The organism is Psychrobacter communis (assembly GCF_014836505.1).
In the GTDB taxonomy this organism is placed as follows: domain Bacteria; phylum Pseudomonadota; class Gammaproteobacteria; order Pseudomonadales; family Moraxellaceae; genus Psychrobacter; species Psychrobacter faecalis.
This window is the reverse complement of record NZ_JACSQR010000006.1, coordinates 86,532-108,973: the sequence shown is the minus strand read 5'-3', so window position 1 is coordinate 108,973 and position 22,442 is coordinate 86,532. Positions and strand designations below refer to the sequence as shown.

Annotated in this window: 20 protein-coding genes; 13 read left to right on the top strand and 7 right to left on the bottom strand. The window is 42.9% G+C overall.

Going from position 1 to position 22,442, the window contains the following annotated elements; all coding sequences use genetic code 11:
- Positions 1–100: 100 nt before the first annotated feature.
- The gene (locus H9653_RS12450; protein ID WP_225211596.1) at positions 101–805 is read right to left on the bottom strand and encodes a hypothetical protein; all 705 of its coding nucleotides are present in this window, start codon (positions 803–805) and stop codon (positions 101–103) included.
- On the bottom strand, positions 757–3,171 hold the full coding sequence (locus H9653_RS12445; protein WP_318242144.1) for a ComEC/Rec2 family competence protein: 2,415 nt from the start codon (positions 3,169–3,171) through the stop codon (positions 757–759). Before H9653_RS12445 ends, H9653_RS12450 begins: the two co-directional genes overlap by 49 nt.
- A 287-nt stretch (positions 3,172–3,458) precedes the next feature.
- Here H9653_RS12445 and H9653_RS03980 point away from each other — a divergent pair, with 287 nt between their 5' ends.
- Positions 3,459–4,037 carry a DUF2062 domain-containing protein gene (locus H9653_RS03980; RefSeq protein ID WP_068404088.1) on the top strand — a complete coding sequence of 193 codons (579 nt, stop codon included), beginning with the start codon at positions 3,459–3,461 and terminating at the stop codon, positions 4,035–4,037.
- Positions 4,038–4,146: 109 nt separating this feature from the next.
- Here the strand turns inward: H9653_RS03980 and H9653_RS03975 are convergent, their stop codons facing one another.
- The 3 genes from H9653_RS03975 to H9653_RS03965 all read right to left on the bottom strand — a co-directional run bounded on the left by H9653_RS03975 (position 4,147) and on the right by H9653_RS03965 (position 6,616).
- Positions 4,147–4,464, bottom strand: coding sequence for a hypothetical protein (locus H9653_RS03975; protein WP_191690622.1), 318 nt, complete (start codon positions 4,462–4,464; stop codon positions 4,147–4,149).
- Positions 4,465–4,648: 184 nt separating this feature from the next.
- The gene (gene lolD, locus H9653_RS03970; protein WP_068408142.1) at positions 4,649–5,329 is read right to left on the bottom strand and encodes a lipoprotein-releasing ABC transporter ATP-binding protein LolD; all 681 of its coding nucleotides are present in this window, start codon (positions 5,327–5,329) and stop codon (positions 4,649–4,651) included.
- Positions 5,330–5,380: 51 nt separating this feature from the next.
- Positions 5,381–6,616: a lipoprotein-releasing ABC transporter permease subunit gene (locus H9653_RS03965; RefSeq protein WP_191690620.1), complete on the bottom strand. Its 1,236-nt coding sequence runs from the start codon at positions 6,614–6,616 to the stop codon at positions 5,381–5,383.
- A gap of 461 nt (positions 6,617–7,077) precedes the next feature.
- Between H9653_RS03965 and H9653_RS03960 the strand changes: the two genes are divergently transcribed.
- A complete protein-coding gene (locus H9653_RS03960; protein WP_191690618.1) occupies positions 7,078–8,058 on the top strand; it encodes a hypothetical protein in 981 nt (326 codons plus the stop codon).
- 107 nt (positions 8,059–8,165) lie between these two features.
- On the opposite strand, the gene H9653_RS03955 is transcribed toward H9653_RS03960, so the two are convergent.
- Positions 8,166–8,555 carry an SCP2 sterol-binding domain-containing protein gene (locus H9653_RS03955; protein ID WP_068408139.1) on the bottom strand — a complete coding sequence of 130 codons (390 nt, stop codon included), beginning with the start codon at positions 8,553–8,555 and terminating at the stop codon, positions 8,166–8,168.
- Between the two features lie 877 nt (positions 8,556–9,432).
- On the opposite strand from H9653_RS03955, the gene ccoN reads away from it, so the two are divergent.
- The 6 genes from ccoN (at position 9,433) to H9653_RS03925 (ending at position 15,588) form a co-directional block, all read left to right on the top strand.
- Positions 9,433–10,914, top strand: coding sequence for a cytochrome-c oxidase, cbb3-type subunit I (ccoN, locus tag H9653_RS03950; protein ID WP_191690616.1), 1,482 nt, complete (start codon positions 9,433–9,435; stop codon positions 10,912–10,914).
- A gap of 9 nt (positions 10,915–10,923) precedes the next feature.
- Positions 10,924–11,562: a cytochrome-c oxidase, cbb3-type subunit II gene (gene ccoO, locus H9653_RS03945; protein ID WP_191690614.1), complete on the top strand. Its 639-nt coding sequence runs from the start codon at positions 10,924–10,926 to the stop codon at positions 11,560–11,562.
- Entirely contained in the window at positions 11,562–11,744 is a 183-nt protein-coding gene (locus H9653_RS03940) for a cbb3-type cytochrome oxidase subunit 3 (RefSeq protein WP_191690612.1), read from the top strand. Before ccoO ends, H9653_RS03940 begins: the two co-directional genes overlap by 1 nt.
- Positions 11,741–12,886, top strand: coding sequence for a cytochrome-c oxidase, cbb3-type subunit III (gene ccoP, locus H9653_RS03935; protein WP_191690610.1), 1,146 nt, complete (start codon positions 11,741–11,743; stop codon positions 12,884–12,886). The genes H9653_RS03940 and ccoP overlap by 4 nt, the downstream gene beginning before the upstream one ends.
- A 509-nt stretch (positions 12,887–13,395) precedes the next feature.
- A complete protein-coding gene (gene ccoG, locus H9653_RS03930) occupies positions 13,396–14,808 on the top strand; it encodes a cytochrome c oxidase accessory protein CcoG (RefSeq protein WP_191690608.1) in 1,413 nt (470 codons plus the stop codon).
- Positions 14,809–15,006: 198 nt separating this feature from the next.
- On the top strand, positions 15,007–15,588 hold the full coding sequence (locus H9653_RS03925) for a FixH family protein (RefSeq protein ID WP_191690606.1): 582 nt from the start codon (positions 15,007–15,009) through the stop codon (positions 15,586–15,588).
- Between the two features lie 98 nt (positions 15,589–15,686).
- Here H9653_RS03925 and ttcA read toward each other — a convergent pair whose 3' ends face one another.
- On the bottom strand, positions 15,687–16,880 hold the full coding sequence (gene ttcA, locus H9653_RS03920; RefSeq protein WP_191690604.1) for a tRNA 2-thiocytidine(32) synthetase TtcA: 1,194 nt from the start codon (positions 16,878–16,880) through the stop codon (positions 15,687–15,689).
- Between the two features lie 273 nt (positions 16,881–17,153).
- Between ttcA and queC the strand changes: the two genes are divergently transcribed.
- From queC to H9653_RS03895, 5 genes are all read left to right on the top strand, one after another.
- A complete protein-coding gene (gene queC / locus H9653_RS03915) occupies positions 17,154–18,002 on the top strand; it encodes a 7-cyano-7-deazaguanine synthase QueC (RefSeq protein WP_191690602.1) in 849 nt (282 codons plus the stop codon).
- 343 nt (positions 18,003–18,345) lie between these two features.
- Positions 18,346–18,675 (top strand): hypothetical protein, encoded by a 330-nt coding sequence (locus H9653_RS03910; protein ID WP_068408057.1) that lies wholly within the window; start codon positions 18,346–18,348, stop codon positions 18,673–18,675.
- A gap of 171 nt (positions 18,676–18,846) precedes the next feature.
- Positions 18,847–19,344, top strand: coding sequence for a peroxiredoxin (locus H9653_RS03905; protein ID WP_191690600.1), 498 nt, complete (start codon positions 18,847–18,849; stop codon positions 19,342–19,344).
- Between the two features lie 71 nt (positions 19,345–19,415).
- Positions 19,416–20,912: a dihydrolipoyl dehydrogenase gene (locus H9653_RS03900; RefSeq protein ID WP_191690598.1), complete on the top strand. Its 1,497-nt coding sequence runs from the start codon at positions 19,416–19,418 to the stop codon at positions 20,910–20,912.
- A 224-nt stretch (positions 20,913–21,136) separates the two neighbouring features.
- Positions 21,137–22,324, top strand: coding sequence for a mechanosensitive ion channel family protein (locus H9653_RS03895; protein WP_225211594.1), 1,188 nt, complete (start codon positions 21,137–21,139; stop codon positions 22,322–22,324).
- The last annotated feature ends 118 nt before the right edge of the window (positions 22,325–22,442 follow it).

Sequence of the window (22,442 nt, the reverse complement as noted above, 5' to 3'; positions counted from 1 at the left end):
AAGGGTGGATGGAGAATAATTTACCTAAACTGTTTCATGATATGGGTTGTATCAATTTTATTTTGGATTGACTATAATACCAATAAGTCAGATTATAAGGTTAATCCTTACTATCGGCCTCAAAAGCTAGAGCGGCATCGAGTGACTTATTATCATAAGTGATTGTCTCATGGATTTGTTGCGCCCTTATTGCATCTGCAGAGATATGCGAAGAGCTGTGCCCAAGCCATGTTGTGCTGTTTATGACATTACCTAAGGTGTTGTTTAATGAGTTCTTTAAAGTGTCATTTTTAGTATTCGGTTCAATCGCGCATAATAACGACCACATTTGCCACACGCGCGGATGGGTATCGACATTTAAAACCAAACGTGATTGAGCATTTTTAATCTGAGAAGGTGTCACTTTGTTATCGGACTGAAGTGTTTGTACTTTAGTAGCTAATGATTTGAGCGGGTCAGCAGCATTGTAGTTTATCACGTGAATAGGCAGTCGACTGTCAAGTTCAAGCGTACAGTCCCAGACACTGGCATCGTTTATTTTGCTCCAACCTGTGAGAGCTTGCAACGTTAAATCACCATTGGCGAGTTGCCAAGTTTTACCTTGCTCACAAACTTGAGCACTGATGGTTGCATGAGTTTTATTTTTACCAGATTGACTGGCTAGTTGATAAGCGCGCTGGAGCTCGGGCCAACGCTCACTACGCCCTGCTTGCCAATACTGAGCGGTTGGGAGACGTTGACTTAGCTCAGCGACGGTTATTGGTAGCAGCTCAGAGTCGTTTGGCTTATAGATGGTCTGCTCCAATGACTGACATTTGTTAATGTCGCTAAAGATGTCGTCAAGGCCGCGCTACTGCTTTGCACCACGATACCTTCTAGACGCTTGATAGATAAGCTGCGCAGTTGCTGCTCTAGGGTCGCAGATAACTTGTCAGCGGTTAGCGTGCTTGGCATCGTACGAATATCATAAGGCCTATGATCGGCTAAAATTAACCAGCTAACGTTTGTCTTATTATCTTCATTATTTAGCACAGGGTATTGTAGCACCGCCGCGCTTAAATATTGGTCGCCCGTTGGCAGAATATAGAGAGTCGGAGTCATGGTTAACGACTGCTGATTGGCGTATACCGTCATAACCAGTAGCGTTAACGGCGCTAGCGCGAGCCAACGACTGATAAGGCCGCGCGGTAATAGCCACGGCAGCATCGCCAATAATACCATCAGCAAAATTGCCATATTCACTGGCGTATAAAGCCATGCCCCTGAGAATATCGGTAACGTCGTTAGCCACGTGATAAGCTCGTGTAAATGAGCGACGAGAGCAATCACCAGTGCCCAAATAGCATCTGCTAACGTGGGCACGATAAGATAGCACAGCCCAGCCAGTAAATTTAGCGGTACAATCACCCAACCAAATAAACCGATGGCAAATAAATTAACGATAAGCCCTAACAGTGATGCCTTACCGAATAACAATAAGGTTATGGGTAATAGCGCGATAAATAGCCAAAACTGTAATTTGAACAGACGTTTAAATCCCAACCATGTACGTTGAAGTATCTTCGCATTTTTATTGTCAGTAGAGTTCGTGGTCGTTAAGCTTGCAGACTCTGTTTGACTCCATGCTATTGAACTATCTTCGTACTTTAATAGCAGCGCTACCGCTATAAAGGACAGCCAATAACCTGCTTGCCACAGTACATATGGGTCGAACCATGCCATCAATACTGCTAGCGCCAACAATATACGTATGGTACTAATTGGCAGTAGCGTTAAGCGTATCAACCCTATCGCTAATAACATCCATGCGGTACGCGCAGCAGGTATATCAAACCCAGTAAATAAGGCATAAGTAAAAGCCGCGCTCATCATAACCCACCAGCGCAATTGCCAGCGCGGGATATGACGATAGATAGAGGGGTAAAAACGATTCAACAGTAAGACTGCCAATCCCGCTAATACAATCGCTAAAAATAAAACGTGCGTTCCTGAGATGGCCAATAAATGAGAAATACCTGCCAGCTGATATAAATCTTTGGTATCGCGATTGATTAAACTGCGATCACCGGTCAGCAAACTCAAAGTCACCGCTTTTGCTTGCTGCTCTGCGAGAGTTTGCCCTGCCCAGTCCTGATAAAAATGCTGACGTAGTTGCCAACGTCCTTGGTCTATCGCGTTACGAAAGCGGTATAAATAAGAATTGTCAGCTTTAGACAATGCTGCTGAGCCATTAAACAGAATAGTTGAGGCGCTGGTCGCTAATATCGTGGCAACCCCATCGATATGTCGCCCTCGTAACCAACGATAACTATCAAATCCCGTTGGATTGTTCAGTGCTTGCTCAGAGTTGGCAAGTGGCGCTAGCGTCAAAGTCATCAATAACTGATCACCTGGCTGCAAATGATTTAGTTCTATAGTCTGCGATTTATTCTCAGTACCTTTCTTAGAAGGTTTTTTAGGGAGCGACTTCTTAGAGAAAGATTTTTTTGGATAAGCATTTAGCAGTATACGATATTGTTCATTTTCGAAATATTCGAAATTATCTCCGTTTAAGTTATTTTCCTCATTGCTGAGGCTATTATCAGTCACCTCTTTATAATTGGCATTGTAATTTACGCTCAGTTTGTCCAATTCTTTTGATGTTAGCTCGGACAGTAAAGGCGATATATGGCTAATGGTAGCAACCTGCCGATAGCCACTATTACTTGCGTCATCATAGACACTATCACTGATGCCTTCGATGCTCACCAACGCTTGCACGCGCACAGTTTGTTTGATGGCATTACTTTGCGCCTGTTGCTGATTTATCAAAGCGAGCAGCCCACTACCAGTAATCAGCGCTAACGCTAATACTGCCATTAATAAATGATGAGCAAATTTATAGAGTAATGATGATGTAGAAGATAGGGTTTTAGCAGAATTTTGAACAGCAAAATTTTGAGCAGAGGAATTTTTAACATACCTCTTTTTAGCGTCAATCGAGGGTGAAAACGCAATGTAACGCTGATTGATAAATAGCAGAACGATGGTCAAAGCTATTAATAATAACGGCAAGATAGAAGATGTGCTCAGGTCTGGTAATAAGGAGCCAACAGGCAGCGGCATAGTATCTGCGACGGCCAAAACCCCCATCATAACGATGATTATCAAGCTACCAATTAACCAGTACACCAGCGCTCCTCGCTTGCTTGATAGCTCGTCCATTGCATATAAGTTGTATGATGGATAATGACTGTTCTAAACATTGAACCAACCATCAAGTGAGCAAACCGTCAAGCGATGGCATTTATGTGGCTATTACCCTATACTTACCAGAAATATTGCAATAGTGATTATTCAACATTATCTAGCCGCTTTTCTGATAACATTTATAGCTATATTTTTTATTAATAATATCACTGTATATCAGCCCATCAATATGATTGAGCGGGCTGAAGATAACATGTAAAGGCGATTCTGTGCCAAACAAACGTCTAAAAGACCTACTTCCTACCCCTGAAAAAATCTTAGAAAGTCGCTCATTAAAACTATTTGCGCCACAACTTGCCGACCCTCGTTTATGGCATTTTAATCGCCATAGTTTAAATAAAGCGGTTTATATCGGTGTGCTCAGCGCATTTTTCCCCCTGCCAGGACAGATGTTGCTGGCTTTAATCGGCGCGCTTATTTTTCGTGCCAATGTGCCGATGGCGCTTGGTCTGACTTGGATTACTAACCCGCTGACGACTCTGCCGGTGTTTTATGCTGGCTACTATATCGGTGCCAAAATCCTTGATGTGCCGATGATTAGCTTGCGCATTATCGGCAGAATGATTTCTGACTTTAGCTTATGGCTCATATCTGATGGCGCCAATCCTTTCATCACTTATAAAGGTACGGTATCTATCGCCGCTTTTTGTCTAGGGCTAACAATTTTAGCGGTCATCAGTAGTATTGTCTGCGGTTTGGCGTTTAAAGCCATCTGGCGCTATAAGACTGTCACCAGCTGGCAAAAACGTCAGAAAGACTCTGCTGAAAAAACCAGCAAGCATGAATAGCCTTAATTATTAATAATCGATCTTGTCGCGTCAGTCATCTTATAAAAATAGCAGCATTTTATAAAGTTGGAAATATCTTATAAAATCATTGCCCAATTTGTAAGCGACCTTATAACTCGCCTTCTTCCTCTTTATGCTTGTCGATAGCATTTTTAACATTGTCGGTGAGGTTGGCATCCATCACAAAGATATCTAGCACTTTCTCATCTTTTAGCAGAGTATAACGCTTGCCAGTCGCACTATCTTGCGCCTTTAAATCGTAATCTGCACCCGCTAAGGTAATTGAGTCAAAAACCGGCGTCAGCAAGTCTATTTGCGCTTGTCTATCAATGGTGTCAAACAGCGTCGGATCCATATAAGGCTTTAGTGGTTCGTTACCTTCTTCAGCACTGCCAAAAGCTTCAATCGGATCATCATTTTTATCCATCTCATTATTCCTTATTTAGCATTTTAGTTATGATTTTATCTATTCGTTAAGTTTGCTAGATACAGTCTGTTTTTTTCGTCGTTTTTATAGTCAGTAACTTTTATAAAAAAGCTAACCGTATCATGCTGCTGCTCAGTAACAGCAATTCTACAGTTTATTGAAAAAAGTATTAAAAATGACGGCTTTAGTAATCTTCCCAATGTCCATTACGGAGCAGGAGCTGACGGTCAGCAAGGGCTGCCAAACTGCGGTCATGCGTCACCATTAATAGCGCGGTTTGCATGGTGCTTTGGAGCTCGGATAACAGCCCAAACACGCTTTGCGCGTTGTCATAATCCAAGTTACCAGTCGGCTCATCGGCCAAAATAAGTGATGGTTTGGTCACAAGCGCGCGAGCAATCGCCACACGTTGACGCTCACCGCCTGATAGCTCACCGGGTCTGTGGGCCAAACGGTGCTCTAAACCGACACTTTTTAAAATATCTATCGCTTGTTGACGTGCCTCGGTCGTCGATACTTTTGGGCGCATCAGTAGCGGCATAGCGACGTTTTCAACAGCAGTAAATTCGGCTAACAAATGGTGAAACTGATAAATAAACCCCAAGTGTTTATTACGCATCGCCCCGCGCTCGGTCTCATTCATACTATTTAATAGCTGCCCGTGTAGCCAAACCTCCCCGCTACTGGGGGTATCAAGTCCGCCAAGCAAATGCAGCAAGGTACTTTTTCCCGAACCACTGGTACCAACAATCGCAATGCGCTCACCGGCATTGACGGTCAAATCCAGACCGGTCAATACTTGCGTGCTCACCGCCCCTTCATCATAAATTTTATTAATATTGGTCGCTTTTAAAATTTCAGACATGGTACTTCCTTTGTTTTCTTTATCATGGCATTGACGATTGACGCCTGTAGATTACTCGTAACGCAACGTTTGCGCAGGCTGAATTTTCGCTGCTCGGCGCGCTGGATAAATGGTCGCCAAGAAGCTCAGTATAAATGACGCACTGGTAATCAGCACCACATCGGCCAAACGCAGCTGCGATGGCAGATAATTTACAAAGTAAGCATCAAACAAATTGAGGCCAAAGGTTTGATTGATAAAGCCCAAAATATCACTGACGGTCAGGGCAAAGATAACACCAAGTATCGTGCCCGCAATGGTACCAATAAAGCCAATAACGATGCCCTGTACCATAAACACATGGGTAATCAGACGCGGTGAAGCGCCAAAGGTTTTTAAAATAGCAATGTCTGCTTTTTTGTCAGTGACTAGCATCACCAAACTTGAAACGATATTGAAAGCGGCTACAAGGATAATTAAAAACAGCAGCAAGCCAACCATGGCTTTTTCCATTTGGATGGCACCAAATAAGTTGCCGTGCGTTTGCGTCCAATCGCTAGGATAAAGCTTGTTAGGCGCAATAGCTGCTGCTTTTTGGGCCGCCATCGGTGCGTTAAAGATATCGTCAAGCTTCATACGAATACCCTGCGCGCCCTCTGGTAGACGCAGTAATTTTGCCGCATCACCCATCGGAATAAACGCCATTAAGCTATCTACCTCGGGACTGATGGTAAAAATACCTGTCAACGTAAAACGCTTGAAGCGCGGTATCACACCCGCTGGTGATGGCGACGCTTCTGGCAATACCAACGTCACTTTATCGCCTAAGCGCAGCCCCAACGATTGCACCATCTCTTCACCAAGAACAATACTGAATTCACCGTTTTGCAGTGTATCAATACTGCCTTCTACCATGTGCTCGTTGATGATAGAAACGTTTTTCTCATACTCTGGATCAACGCCGGTGACCATAATCCCAGCCACTTGACCGTTGGAGGTCAGCATACCTTGCAGCTGAATAAAGGGTGCGACGGCAGCAACTTTGGGATCTTCTTTAATTTTACCAGCTACCTCTTTCCAATCACCGATAATCTCGGTTGAAATAACCGTCGCTTGTGGCACCATACCCAAAATACGCGTTTTGAGCTCGCGATCAAAACCATTCATGACCGATAGCACCGTAATCAGTACCGCCACGCCAAGCGTCAGTCCAATCATTGAAATCAGCGATATAAAGGAAATAAAACCATTACTACGCTCTGCTCGGGTGTACCGTAAGCCGATAAATAACGCTAAAGGACGAAACATATTCAAACTCTTTATCTTATCTACGTGCGACTTTATTTATGTTATAAAATCCAATGCAGCAACCGCCTTTTAGTATGACACTCACTAAGGCTGTTGCCGCAAAAACATATCAATCGAACAAAAAACAGGGGATTATGAGCAGCAAAATACCGCTGTCAAAAGGGAGCTAGTTTGACACAATTTGACTTATATGTGCCAGTCATTAGCGCAAACTGCCGGTATTTTTTAATAAAAACTCAACTTTTCATATTATTTTTCGTGATGGGCTTGCTATTAGTTGCGTCTATACCTATATATTGTATGCTAAGGACAATTGTCACTAACCCCTCATTGTTGTTTGTTGCCTCTTTACTGACGACATTGCTGGTTATCATAAACCAATCCGCTCATATATTGGATAATGGTCAGCAATCACAGTTTTAGACCCAAACTTCATGGCTGACTTAAGTTTGAGTATATTCATGACCATTAATTATCAATACAAAAACATCCAATCCCCTACCAAAATCACCTTAACTGACGAGCAATCTGCCGGTCACGCCGATCATTGGCGCATTTTGACCGATGACATGAGTCAAGACGTGCCAGAATGGCTGCAAAAGATGATTGAAAAAGCGGCGATGCCAAAAGGGCTCAACAGCAATGTCAGCGCTAAAGACAGCTGCTTATTGCTATCTGAAGACCAGCCTTGTCATATCAATCAAGTGCTGGCGATGAAAGACGGCAAGCCTGAATGCTTTATTAATGCTTACCCTTGTGTCGATAGCCCTTATGGTTTGACGTGCAAAATCGAGCGCATGATTGTCAATGACAACACTCACGATGCGGTCTTACGCTTACGCACCGCTGATGGCAGCATTATTTATGCTTTCGACCAGCTATATACCGCTAACCGTCATTTATATCAGCAAGATACCGCTTATTATGTGAACTTTAGTGCGTGGGCGCATGAGATTAAGCTGAGCGAGCAAGACGAAGTGATTATGGTCGAAGACCAAGAAGCCATTCGCTACCATCGCGCCTTTAACGACATCGTTGCCGCTAATGATGGAAAAATGCCTGACGATTTACAAGAGCAAATCAAAGCGTGGCAGCCTCAAACCAAAGAACAAATGGCGCCCGTCGAGATTAATCTCGGTCATATGTGCGCGTATTTGTTCGGCGATACCATAGGGCAAGAAGATGAAGCTTGGTGTCAAGGTCAGGTGCTTGGTAAGCAAGAAACACTATTTAATGGTCAGACCATTATCTTATTTGATGTGGTGGTACTGCGTGAACAAGATGCAGATCCTTTTGTCATTCGCATTGGCGCACCTAAAACCGAAGCCACCGCTGCTATTGAAGTGCATGACTATGTACAGGCCAATATCTGGTTACAAGCGGCGATTTACAAAGAAAATCAAAAACCACAAACAACTGCGCAACAATCAAAAGCCAGTTAATTTAGAAGTTACTTTACTGTTAAATTCTCCGACGAAAAAGCCCTTAATTCATATTAAGGGCTTTTTTTATGCTAAACGTTATTGATACAAAAATGAAAAACAAGTCATTAAGCTAAGGTAGTCATTGACTTGATATTACTATAAAGCTCTTTTTGCTCAGCACTTGGACGCGCGGTTTGTACTGCCATCAATTGTGACATATCACCTTCGACACGAATTTTACCGGCCATAAAAGCGCCCATGATTTCATTGGTATCAAAGTTGGTAATGATAGATTGCAGCAGGCTACGATCCAACAATAAGGTTGTGGTTGCCTTATCATTCAAACCGCGATGCAGTAAGCCGTCAGCAAAGCTTGCTTCGATATCTTGCTCCGTATCGGTAACTTTTAAGTTCACCACCATATTAGCAAGCGCTGGTGGTAAATTTAATTCACCGGCTTCTTGACCCATTTTCTCAACTTGCTCAAACCATTCGTCTGTCAAAAAAACTGCCATATTATTATCCTTAATACCTATTACTTATGAGGTTATTTATGAAGGTAGGCTTGTGCCAGCATACGGCTAAGCCTAACCACTATTTAAAAGTTCAAAATATTCGTTAATATCAGTATAAAGCACTTGGTTAGCGATAATACAAGGCGTCATTATAAGGTGCGATTCGATGATAAGTAAAACTTATTTATAGCGCAAATGCTGCTATTGTTACAAAACCACCGCTTAATTGTATTTTTTGCGCCAAAAAGCACTATCTTTTTTCACCCCTAGAATAGTAGGGAAATTGGGTATAAAATAGGTGTATAACGCTGAAAGATTATATCCTTCATAACTATTTTTACCAAAGAGTTTGTATTTTGGCGCATAGTTCTGATGATATTTGATTAGGTTTGCGTTACAATACCCTTAAACAGAGTCGGGAGTTTTAACTAAACATTACGTAAACATGGTTTTTGTCAGCCGCCGCTAGCATACATTGATGGTGTATAAGTTTTTTATCACCGATTGAATATCAGTATCTATCTTCGTTCATACTGGCTTTTTAGCAGTAATAATTAAGATACATACTCAGCCTCAATAGATGTTTGATGCTCAAGGAAGGCACATTATCTTATCAAATTTAACCGTTTATTATTTATTAATCATCCTATTATCGTCCAGCTGTGAGCGCCGTGCATTTATATCGCCGCCCTCTACTCAGCAGTAACCGCTGATAACTAGTGTAGGTGTGACTTAATAGTAAATAAGGTCTCGATAATAAGATTTGGCAAAAACAACATGTACCGCAACCATAATCTGCTTATAATTTTTTATAATATAGAGGCTGCGGAGAGTTAGTTAATTCTGTTGATAATTCGGGCTGTAAAGGAATCATCCAATGAGTTTACAAAACACAGCAGTCGCCCCAATTGACCGTGAGTATGAAATCACTGTCGTAAGATTCTTTACGATAATGGCCGTGATATGGGGCATCGTCGGCATGAGTATTGGTGTGTTCATTGCTTCACAGTTAGCATGGCCAGCACTCAACTTTGACATTCCATGGCTGACATTCAGTCGTCTAAGACCGCTACACACTAACGCGGTTATCTTTGCATTCGGTGGCTCTGCCCTGTTCGCAACCTCTTATTATGTGGTACAGCGTACCTGTAAGACGAGACTATTTGCACCTTATTTAGCTTGGTTTACCTTTTGGGGTTGGCAAGCGGTTATCGTCGCAGCGGTGATTACTCTTCCTTTAGGTCTGACATCGACCAAGGAATACGCTGAGCTTGAGTGGCCAATCGATATCTTAATTGCTTTGGTATGGATTTCTTATGCCATTGTGTTCTTCGGTACGCTCATCAAACGTAGAACTTCACACATTTATGTGGCTAACTGGTTCTTTGGCGCATTTATTATTACGATTGCTCTACTGCATATCGTAAACAGTATGGCTATCCCTGTTAGTGCGTTTAAATCTTACTCATTATTTGGCGGTGCGACCGATGCGATGGTGCAATGGTGGTACGGACATAATGCGGTAGGTTTCTACTTAACGGCCGCTTTCCTTGGGATGATGTATTACTTCGTTCCAGTTCAGATTGGTCGTCCTATTTATTCTTATCGTTTGTCTATCGTTCACTTTTGGGCATTGATTGCTTCATACATGTGGGCTGGTGGTCACCATTTGCATTATTCAGCGCTTCCAGATTGGACGCAGTCTCTAGCAATGGTATTCTCAATCATCCTATTTGCGCCATCTTGGGGCGGAATGATTAACGGTGTCCTAACGCTATCAGGCAGTTGGGATAAGCTGCGTACCGATCCGATCATTCGCTTTATGATTGTGGCATTGTCGTTCTATGCAATGTCAACGTTTGAAGGTCCGATGATGTCTATTAAGACCGTCAACGCGTTATCGCATAACACGGACTGGACAGTCGGTCACGTACACTCAGGTGCACTTGGCTGGGTTGGTATGATTACCATTGGTTCGCTATATGTATTGTTACCACGTATCTATAACAAACCAAAAATGTATTCTATTAGCTTAATCACCACGCATTTCTGGTTAGCAACAGCGGGTACTATCTTCTATATCGTTTCTATGTGGATTTCAGGTATCGGCCAAGGCATGATGTGGCTTGCGACCAATCCAGATGGTACGTTGGTATATAGCTTCGTTGATACCGTTGAGTTCTCACATTTCCCATATATTGGTCGTGCTTTTGGTGGCCTATTGTATGTATCGGGTATGTTTGTTATGGCATATAACGTTTATAAAACACTGCAAATGCCAGAAGGTAAGCCTGTAGATATCGCTGACCCAACGGATCATGAACCTAGTGTTGATAAACCTTCGGCAGCTAACGTATAAGGAGCGATCATGTCTGGTACACCGCATGAAATTATTGAAAAAAATACCGGCTTGTTGGTTATCGGTATTGTCATTGCCATTAGCTTTGCAACGCTCGTTGAAATCGTACCGCTGATTTATGATAACAAGGGTCCTGAAGAAGGTGGGGTGAACGCTCCCCTTCCCGCCATGGAACCATGGACCGCACTTGAGTTTGAAGGTCGTGACATCTATATTCGTGAAGGCTGTCACGTCTGTCATACACAAATGATTCGTCCGTTACGTGCTGAAGTTGAGCGTTATGGACCTTATTCGCGTGCTGCAGAATCAACGTGGGACCATCCATTCTTATGGGGTTCAAAACGTACTGGTCCTGACCTTGCACGTGTTGGTGGACGCTATTCTGAAGATTGGCAAAAACAGCATCTGATTGCGCCCCGTTCTTTAGTACCTGAGTCAGTAATGCCTGGTTTCCCTTGGCTTGCAACCAATGAAGTAAACGGTACCAATGTGCAAACTAAAATGCGTCTATTCCGTGATCAGTTTGGCGTGCCTTACACTGAAGAAGATATCGAAGGAGCGCCAGATGCGGTACTTGGCGCCACTGAGCTTGATGCTCTGGTTGCCTACTTACAGCAATTGGGTACCGCGATGGAAGGACAGCGCTAATGGGTATTGGTGAATTACAAACAATTGCGACCGTTTCTGCTTTTATTGCCTTCGTGGGCGTTGCATGGTGGGCGTATTCGCCAAAAAACAAAAAACGCTTCGAAGAAGATGCACAACTTGCGCTTGATGACGAGGATATCGAATCTTTGTCTGAAGAGCAGCGCAATAAGGATAAACGATGACATTTTTTTGGAGTTCTTGGATCACCATACTAAGTATTATGTGTTGGGCGGGTATCCTCGGCGTCTTACTAATGGTGTTGAAATACAAGCCAGAAGTAGAAGAAGACGGTACTACTGGGCACACTTACGACGGTATTCAAGAATACGATAAGCCACTGCCTAAATGGTGGTTAGTGATATTTTTTGGCTCAATCATTTGGGCCGTTGCATACTGGATATTTTTCCCTGCTATCTTTCCATCAAAGTGGGAAGGTATTACAACCGTAGAAGTGGATGGCAAAACCTTACCATGGACTTCTCATAACGAGTTGAACAGCGAACTTGAAAGTAATAACAAAGTATTTACCGATAACTTTGAGCAAAACATTTTGGCCAAGGCCGATGCGAGCGGTGCAACAAAAACCCTAGCAACGCTTTCTGAGATGCAAGCAACCCTGCGTCATAGTGAGAAGCCACCAGCAGAGCTACAGGCTCAAATCGACGAGAAAGTGGCCGAGTTGGCACCTTATGTCGAAAAGCTGGCTGAAAACCCGAATGCATTGAAGGTTGGTAGTCGCTTGTTCTTACAGAATTGTGCTGTCTGTCACGGCTCTAATGCGAAAGGTGCGCTAGGCTATCCTAATTTGACCGACAATGACTGGTTATATGGCGGTGAAGCTTCACATATCCTAACGACGCTACATAATGGTCGTGTTGGCGGTATGACAGCTTGGCGTGACCAACTTGGCGAAGATGGTGTGCGGGCAGCGGCTGAATATGTCTTGTCAATCTCTGGTAACCAACCAGGTTATGAGCTTGACCAAGCTAAAGTTGCTCAAGGTAAAGCCATTTTCCATGAGCCTACTAACTGTGTGCTTTGTCATGGTGAAGACGCTAAAGGTATGATCTCTACTGGGGCGCCAAACTTGACTGATAACATCTGGTTATATGGCGGCGATCGCGAAAGTATCCGTGATACCATCCGTTATGGCCGTGCCGGTGTGATGCCAGAGTGGGAAACCAAACTAGGTAATGAGCGTATTATGCTGCTTGCTGCGTATGTTTATTCTCTATCAGACAGAACGCCTCAGCCTGCTAAAGCGCAGCCTGTTTCTGCCGCTGCACCAAAAGCAGCCACACCTGAAACGGCAGTTGCAAACTAAGCACATTTAGTCAGTTGTATATCGTAAATAAGTAGTATTTGACAAAGGGAGGACTGTGATTGCAGTTCTCCCTTTTTAGTTATTTATCAGCTTTATGTTTTATTAATAAACTCTGCCTACGAGCAACTCGCAAAATCAAACTGCCGATAGATTTAATACTTTTTATGCTCTATCACCACTGGTTTTGATATTTATCAAGCTTAATAGTGATACGCACTTTGTCTATCAATAAGTCGCAGATAAGTATTGCTTTTTAACATTCTCACCCCATTTATAGTAGGGAAACTGCTAAAATAGCAATCGAGTAGAAACACTATAGAATCATCTATTTAAGCATATTTTAATCCTTTATTTACAATCGCTCATTTGGTAGCAAGTTTGGATACTTTTTTTGGTATGAGACTTGCTACTTACTGACATTGATAACATCGCACATCCATATACCCAGGTATTAAAGGTATTTGTTCATCATGCCAGCAGACTGATTCTTTTTTTAAAGAGGCACGTTTATGTCAGCACAACCATCCAATAAAATTCCTGTCGTTGAGGTGGATCTTAACGCCAATAAAAAACGCGTTCACCCTAGGTTTATCACCGGATTTTACCAAAATATCCGCGTGATTAGCATGTATGCGTTATTGGCATTATTTTTGATTTTACCGTGGATAAGGTATAACGGCAGGCAAGCTATCTGGTTCGATGTGCCGTCGCAGCATTATTATATTTTTGGTATGACGTTTCTGACACAGGACTTTTACTTTCTTGCCGTCTTTGCGCTTATTGCGGCGTTTGCGCTATTTATGGTGACGGTATATGCAGGACGGGTTTGGTGTGGTTATGCCTGTCCGCAAACCATCTGGACGCATATGTTCCAATACGTTGAAAAAATAGTGATTGGCGATCGCAATAAACGCATTAAGTTTGATAAAGAACCTATGAATGCTAAAAAAGTCTTCAAGCGTTTTTTAATCTACTTTATTTGGTTTGTATTTTCGATGATTACGGCGATGACGTTTGTCAGTTATGTATCAGGGACAGAAGCTCTATATGGTAGTTGGCAAATGTTAGGGGGTGTTATCCCCTTCCCTGAGTGGTCAACGTGGATATGGGTATCGATATTTATTTTCGCTTTTTCAACTTACGTCAATGCAGGCTATATGCGCGAGCAGATGTGTATCCAAATCTGTCCGTATGGCCGTTTCCAAAGCGTGATGTTTGATAAAGATACCTTGATTGTTTCTTATGATTATGAGCGCGGTGAACCTCGCGGCGCCCGTAAAAAAGGCACCCATCCTGAGAATTTAGGCGACTGTATTGACTGTACGATGTGTGTGCAAGTATGCCCAACAGGTATCGATATTCGTGATGGTTTGCAGGTTGCGTGTATCCAGTGTGCCGCCTGTGTCGATGCTTGTAATGATGTAATGGATAAAGTTGGCTACCCACGTGGCTTGATTCGTTATACTACAGAACGGCAATTGGTCGAAAAAGAGCCAAGCCGTGTATTGCGCCCGCGCTTTTTTGCTTATTTAACCTTGCTTGCGGTACTTTGTGGCGGTGTGGTTTATGCATTGACAGACCGCGTACCGTTAGAGATTGATATTCGCCGTGACCGTAATCAGTTGTCGTCATTGAACCAACAAGGCATGATTGAAAACAGCTATATCGTTAAATTGACCAACAAAACCCAAAGTGCGCACACTTATAAAATAAGCCTTGAGCCACAAGATGGGTTGAGCTTAGGCGTACGCTTCAACGATGTACCGTTAGAAGCAGGCGAAAGCTTTGATATGCCAGTCAGTATTTATGGCGACCCTGAGGTGATTGAGTTTGGTCAAACGCCGATTACTTTAACAGTAGCCAGCGAAGATGGTAAATATAATGTGAGTAAACAAAATATCTTTACCACGCAAGGGCAGTAATTATTGAGTATGTAGTTGCTTTTATCTATTCATCCGCTCGTTAGTGGCACTCAGTCAAAGGCTAATTATCATTGACTTGCGGGTGAAGTATTTGTCATTAAACTGGCTGCATTGAGCCGTCGGTTTATTTTTTGATAGCGTTTATAATAAGCTGACAAATCGCACATTATAAACGAATATCTGATTAATAGGTATGTTATGTCTAGTCCAGCACCGAACTTTAAGCATCAAGACAGCCAACCATGGTACAAAAACTATATGGTGGTTATCTTTGTCATTGGCATGCCAGCTTTTGTAGTAATCGCTTGCATTTGGTTTGTTTATTATTCTTATCAAATCCGTGATAGCGTGGTACGCGACGATTGGTATATGGATGGCAAAACCCTATATCATGACGTCTCACGCGACAAGCTCACCTATGATTTAGATTTACATGGCAAGATGCAGTTTGCCGATAATGGCGATGTCGTTTTTTATCTCAATTATCCTGAGCAAAGTTTGCAGTCTGGTAAATTATTAAACGGTGAGCCTTTAACCTATCCTGACTCTTTAGAGTTGTCTATCTCGCACGCCACCGACATTAAAAAAGACCGCGATGCGGTACTCAAACATCAAGAAGGTAACAAGTACACGGCGCAAGTCGATTTGGATGACGTAAAAGGCAAATATTATTTGCAAGTCAGTTATGATGGAAAGAATGATTGGCGTATGCAGGATGTGGCAAAATTACCACGCCCTGAGGTGAGTTTTAACCCTCTACCCGTTTTTGCCAAAAGTTAATTGTTAAGGTTAAATAAATACAAAAAAAACCAGCCATTAGTGAATAATGCGCTGGTTTTTTTTGACGTTAATTCTATAAAAATTAATGTCTATATGATTTAAATCACCGGATTAATCGTGGGGATTTTTTGCGTGGTACGGCTAGTTTTTGCCATGCTATCGGTGCTTTCTGCCTGCTGATCATGGTCGTGGTTGTGATGACTGGCAAACTTCGGATTAAAAACTTGAGTTTTTGGCGCTACTGGTAAACCAATCTCAGCCAAACTGTCGGTCTGCCCTGCTTGGATATTATCGCCTTCAAATAAGCGCTCATTGTCATCGCGCTCTATGTTTAAAGTTTCAAAGTCAAACAACTCGCGATCGGCCAATTGTGACGGCGCGACGTTTTGCATCGCTTTAAAAATAGACGCCAAACGCTGTGGATGGGCGTTATCCCATTCGCGTAGCATATCATTGATAATTGCGCGTTGCAGATTGGTTTGGCTGCCGCATAGATTACACGGAATAATCGGAAATTCTTTTAAACGTGCGTATTCAATGATGTCTTTTTCTTCAACGTAAGCAAGCGGACGAATCAGTAAGTTTTGCTTATCATCGCTTAGCAGTTTTGGCGGCATGGATTTCAGCGCGCCGCCGTGGAATAAATTTAAAAAGAACGTCGCGAGCATATCATCGCGGTGATGACCAAGGGCGATTTTGGTGGCGCCGATTTGTTTGGCAAAACCATATAGCGAACCGCGACGCAGGCGTGAGCAGGCTGAGCAGTACGTTTTACCTTCTGGCACCACGCTTTTGACGATACTATAGGTATCTTTTTCTAAAATATAATGGGCAATACCTTGCTCATTCAAATAAGCGGGCAAAATATCTTCGGGATAACCGGGCTGCTTTTGGTCAAGATTTACCGCAACGATATCAAAGCTAATCGGGGCAATGCGTTTGAGCAGCAATAAGATATCGAGCAACGTATAGCTGTCTTTACCGCCTGAAACGCAAACCATAACAACATCGCCGTCTTCAATCATATTAAAATCGCGAATCGCCCACGATACTTGGCGACGTAGCTTTTTTTGTAGCTTGCGAAATTCCGCCGTTTCAGTCGGTAAAATTTGCGTAGAGGATGTTTGCTCAGCGGTATTATTACTTATAGCCGCGCCAGCAATGTCGTCATACCCCATACTATCAGTATCTTCAGCATCACTATCCCAGCCAGTATCGGTAGAACTGGTTTTCGAAGAGGCTTCATCAAACTGAGAAGGGATTTTAGGCGTAAACAAGGTCGCGACGGTCATAAGGTACTCAATATCTTTACAAAGTTAATTTTACTACAAAGCAATTAGCAATATTTTTCAGCAGGTGGGCTTTAAAAGCAGCGATTATAACAAATTTTGCTAACAGATTGAAAAGTCGCACAAAATTAGTGGCTTTTTGTGCCCATTTTTATCGCCACTTATGCGCAATTAAACATATCTTCAAAGTTATGCAATAATGCTATCTTAGTTAAAATAGCCATTTCTCAGTAACTCAAATTTTTCAAATTTCTTAAACCAACAATAGACAATACTATGACTCCAATAACTGCGCAGACCTCCTCTCCCAGTCCCAAAGACAATACTGATTTAGAAACACTACATAAAAGCCAAAATGCCGTGGTGCTGCTATCAGGCGGGCTTGATTCCGTGACGTGTTTGTATTGGGCAAAGGCGCGCTATGCGTCTGTGACGGCGGTCAGTTTTAACTATGGTCAACGCCACAATAGCGAGCTTGTCGCTGCCAAAACCATTGCAAAGACTGCCAATGTTAACCATCGCATTATTGATATCGATATCGCCCAGCTTGGTGGCTCATCACTCACCGACCACAGCATGACTGTCCCTGATGGCGATACTAATAAATTCCCGAGTAACGATAGCGATGGCAGTGATGTCAATAATATCGATAACGTTGATAACGTCGATAACGTCGATAACGTCGATAACGTTGATAATAATGCCATTCCAAATACCTATGTGCCGGCGCGTAATACCATATTTTTATCTTATGCTTTAGCAGTCGCTGAAGTCACTGATGCTAATCATATCGTCATCGGTGTCAGTTCGGTCGACTATTCAGGCTACCCTGATTGTCGTCCAGAATATATCGCCGCCTTCGAACACATGGCAAACCTCGCCACCAAAGCTGGCGTTACTGGTCACCATTTATCGATTCAAACGCCGTTGCAGCATTTATCCAAAGCCAAAACTATTGAGCTCGGTTTAACGCTCGGGGTCGATTATGGACAGACGATCTCTTGTTATCAGGCAGATGCCAATGGTCTTGCTTGCGGTATTTGCGACAGCTGCGTCCTACGTCGCCAAGGATTTGCCCAAGCTGGGGTTGCTGATCCAACGCGTTACCAGTCTAATGAGTCTTAATAAACCTTTGGAAATATTCTGTTAAGTATTTGAAAATGGCGCTATTATTGTCTTGGCGCGGCCGCCCATTAAACATTTGCGCAACATTTGCTTGCATTAACACAGCACGCTAGCGTTGTATTTTAAGCAATTTACTTGCTATGGTATGGGCGACTATGTCAGTCACAAGCGGCATGTACTGCTGGTTTACTAAAATATAATGAGTGACATAGATAAAAAAGGCTTTTATAGTTACCTATACTTTTATCATCACTTATATAAGCCATAAAACCTGTGACCACATAACACTACCAAGATTTTTATATAAAATCTGAGAAATTGACACGACCCGTAGAGGATGTTTATGAAGTTTTTGCCTGTTTTACCCCTAGCTCTTGCTGCGCTGTTTGCCTTACCACAAGCAAACGCGGCCGACATCAAACAAGACAATATCAATACCTGTGTCAATGGCGCGGTCAAATATAAAGTCGCTAATAAAAGCGATGCTACCAAACTTTGTAACTGCACCATCGGTGTCCGTAGCAATATGACCATCGGTCAAATGTGGGAAATCGAGAGCTATGCAAAAAGTAAAAAAGACCCATCAGGTCTCCCTTACGTGAAAAAAATGCAAAAAGACTTGCAGCAATGCACCGTGGGCTTGGACCTAAAACAGCCACAAAAACCTGCCTAAGCTGCTTAAGAAAATATTTGCTAAAAAATACAAAAGACTGGCCATTGCCAGTCTTTTTTGTTGCGAATGAATAAGTGAAGTGTAAAACGGAGTATTTATTTCTGCCAATCTGCCTATAATAAGACCACCTACTATAATATACGTATAACCGAAACTAATAAGGATTTTATAATGGCTAAGCCCACTACAGAGAACCTTGCCCTGCCCGATTTTCCGGTCACTATCGTGCGCGAGCTAGACGGCAATTTTATTCATGACGATATCAGCCTAAAAGAGCTGGTTGCCCATACCGATAAAGGGCTTATCTTATATTTTTATCCAAAAGACAACACCCCAGGCTGTACCACGCAAGCGACAGAATTTACTACTCATATCAATGCGTTTGATGAATTGGGCTACGATATCATCGGTGTGTCGCGCGATAGCGTTGAGTCTCACGAAAAATTCATCGCTAAGTACAATTTGCATATTCCTCTGATTAGCGACAGTGATGAGAAATTATGCCAATATTTTGATGTAATTAAAGAAAAAAATATGTATGGCAAAGTCAGCTTAGGCCTTGTACGTTCAGCCTTTGTCTTTAATAAAGATGGCATACTTACTCATGCACAGCGCAATTTACGCGCAGCTGGCTATACCGAACGCTTACTCGCCACGCTCGCGCCATAATATTTTTATGATTATTTGGCAATTTTATTTATCTCTATCGACTACGATAAAACCTTTTTTTTGTGAGTAATATGAATCAACAGACTGACAGCACCACCGATAATAACACTAATAAAAAAGCGACGCGCAAGGTATCGGTGGCGGTCATCGGCGCCGGTACCGCCGGTCAAAACGCCTTTCGCCAAGCCAGAAAACTAAAAGACGACGTCCTCATTATTAATGACGGCTCTTGGTCAACGACTTGTATTGCCGTCGGCTGTATGCCGAGTAAACTTCTCATCGCTGCTGCCGATCGCGCCCATGACACCAACCATTCTGGCGAGTTTGGTATTCATGCTACTGCTCAAATAGATGGCAAACAAGTGATGGAGAGGGTTCGCGCCGAACGCAATCATTTTGCCAGTTACGTCCAAAAGCAAGTAGAAAGCTGGCCTGCTGAGACAAAAATAGCGGGGCGCGCTTATATTAATAAACAAGGTCTCATTGAAGTCAATGACGAACTTATCGAAGCTGATAAAATTATCGTAGCGACTGGTAGTAAGCCGTTTATCCCCGATAACTGGGCGGATAAACTTGGTAAAACTTTACTCACTTCTGATACCGTCTTTGAGCTGGCTGATTTACCAAATTCACTAGCCGTCGTCGGCGCAGGTGCTATCGGCTTGGAGCTTGCACAAGCCTTTACGCGTTTGGGCGTCGAGGTCACGCTTTTTAATCGTGACAAACGCGTCGCTGGTTTAAAAGATGAGGATATCAGTAATAAAGCCATTGATTGCTTAAGTCGTGAGCTGACCATGCATTTGGGCAGCAAGATTAACGATGTCGGTCAGCAAGCAGCAGATAACGAAGGCTCAGCGGCTTTTATCGATTACGAAGACAGCGCTGGTGAAGCGCGCCAGTGGCAGGGTGAGTATGTATTGGTCGCTACGGGCCGACGCAATAATATCGCGGCCCTAGGCGTTGAAAACGTAGGGGTTGAGCTTGATGACAAAAATCGCCCAAAGCAGCTCGATAAAAAAACGGGTAAAATTGGCAATTTAGAAGTTTATATTGTCGGTGACGCCAATGCCAATTTGCCTTTATTACACGTTGCCAGTGATGAAGGTTTTAGTGCGGGTAGTATGGTCTGTAACAACAATAGCGATGCATATATCCGCCCAACTGCCGCGCCGTTTTCTATCGTCTTTTGCTCACCACAAATCGTTAACGTCGGCATGTCGCTACCTGAAATACAAGCCGATCCAGAGCTTGAATATGTGATTGGAAAAGCCAGCTTTGATAATCAAGGTCGTAGCCGCGTGATGGGTGTCAATTGCGGCCTACTGCACATTTATGGGTGCAAAAAGACAGATAGAATTTTGGGTGCAAGCATGGTTGCCCCTGATGCTGAATATATCGGTCATATATTGGCGATGGCGATTACCAATGATATGAGTATAAAGGACATGCTCGATACGCCTTTTTATCATCCGACGATACTAGAAGGTCTACGTACGGCGTTACGCAACGTTCAGCGTATGATGAAAATCCCTTATCAGTATCACGATACTCAAGAAGGGACTTTTTAATCGACTGATAAAACCATTTTTATTAAAATTAACGTTAATATGGTTTAAGCTATTACGCCCAGTTAAGCTTAGATTGAGAATGAGCTGCGCGGTTTGCGCTGATTGTTCCTTAAAAATTTAGCGTTAAAACTTTATTATTAGATGATTTTATAGCTGAATTATCTTAGTATAAGCTCTTTTTACGATTCATTTGATGTAGACCCAAACTTTACATGGATAAAACAATGGCAATCGCTGGTATTACTGACTTCTTTCGAGAGATTGTTCGCGACCTACATACCAGCCTATATATTGCTATTGGCGGTTCCATCGAAGAAGACTCACTCGACTGGACTTCTAAATCAGTAGAACTGGTGAGCACGGCCATCAAAATCCTAATACTGCTGGCGGTATTGGGATTTTTTTATTGGCTTGCCATCTATCTTATCAAGAAAAGCAAAAGCCGCATTGGGCTCAATGAACGCCGCTCCAAAATCGCCCGCTCGGTATTACGCTATATTTGGATAGTCAGCAGTTTAATCGCTATTATGAGTCAGCTAAGCTTTGAACCAGATACGGTCAAAGCCACGGCCAAAGCCAGTACGTGGGCGGGAATTTACTATGTGTTATGGGCGTCATCTGGACAAATTATACATAAGGTTTTACAGCATTATGGTCTAAACGCCTCTATTGAGCAGCTGCTTAAAAATATTTTATCGGTGCTATTATTGGTATTCGGGCTTGCCAGCGTTATGGCACAATTTGGCTTTGATATCGTATCTTTGGTAGCAGGTCTGGGGATTGCCGGTATTGCCGTGGGTTTTGCCGCCCAATCGACGCTTGCTAACTTTATCGCCGGCATTACCATTTTACTTGAGCAGTCCTTTCAAGTCGGTGACTGGGTCAATATCAATGACAATGAAGGGCGGGTTGTGGTCATCGCGTTACGCACTACCCATATTTTAACCCGTGATAACATCACCGTCATCATCCCCAACTCCAATGTCGCCTCATCAGTGGTCACCAATTTAACTTCAAAAAACTTTATCCGTTTTGATATCCGTATGCGCATTGCTTTTGAAGATGATGTCGATAAGGCGCGCGAGGTTATTTTACAAGTATTGTCTGATAGTGAAGTGGTGCTAAAACGCCCTGAAACCTCAGCGACGGTAGACGAGATTGGCGAATATGGGGTATTTTTTGTCATCCGTTTTTGGGTCAAGCCTGCCGCCGTTGCGCGTATGCCAAAGATTAAAGAAGCCTTGACGGAAAATATCAAACGGGCGTTCGATGAGGCAAATATCTCAACCCCCTACCCGCATATGCGCCTGCTAATGCCAAAAAACGTTGATTCTCCTATCGACACCAAACCCTTTGCAACCACGACCAAACTGATTACTGAAGACAACTCATTAAAAAAAGATGCTGAATAACGGCTCGATAATCTCAAAACCCAGTAAGTCATCATTTTTTCAACGTAGCTTTTAAACACTGCACCATAAACACTGCCACTTTAAACTATCCACTTCGTAATTATGGTAAAATTGCCAG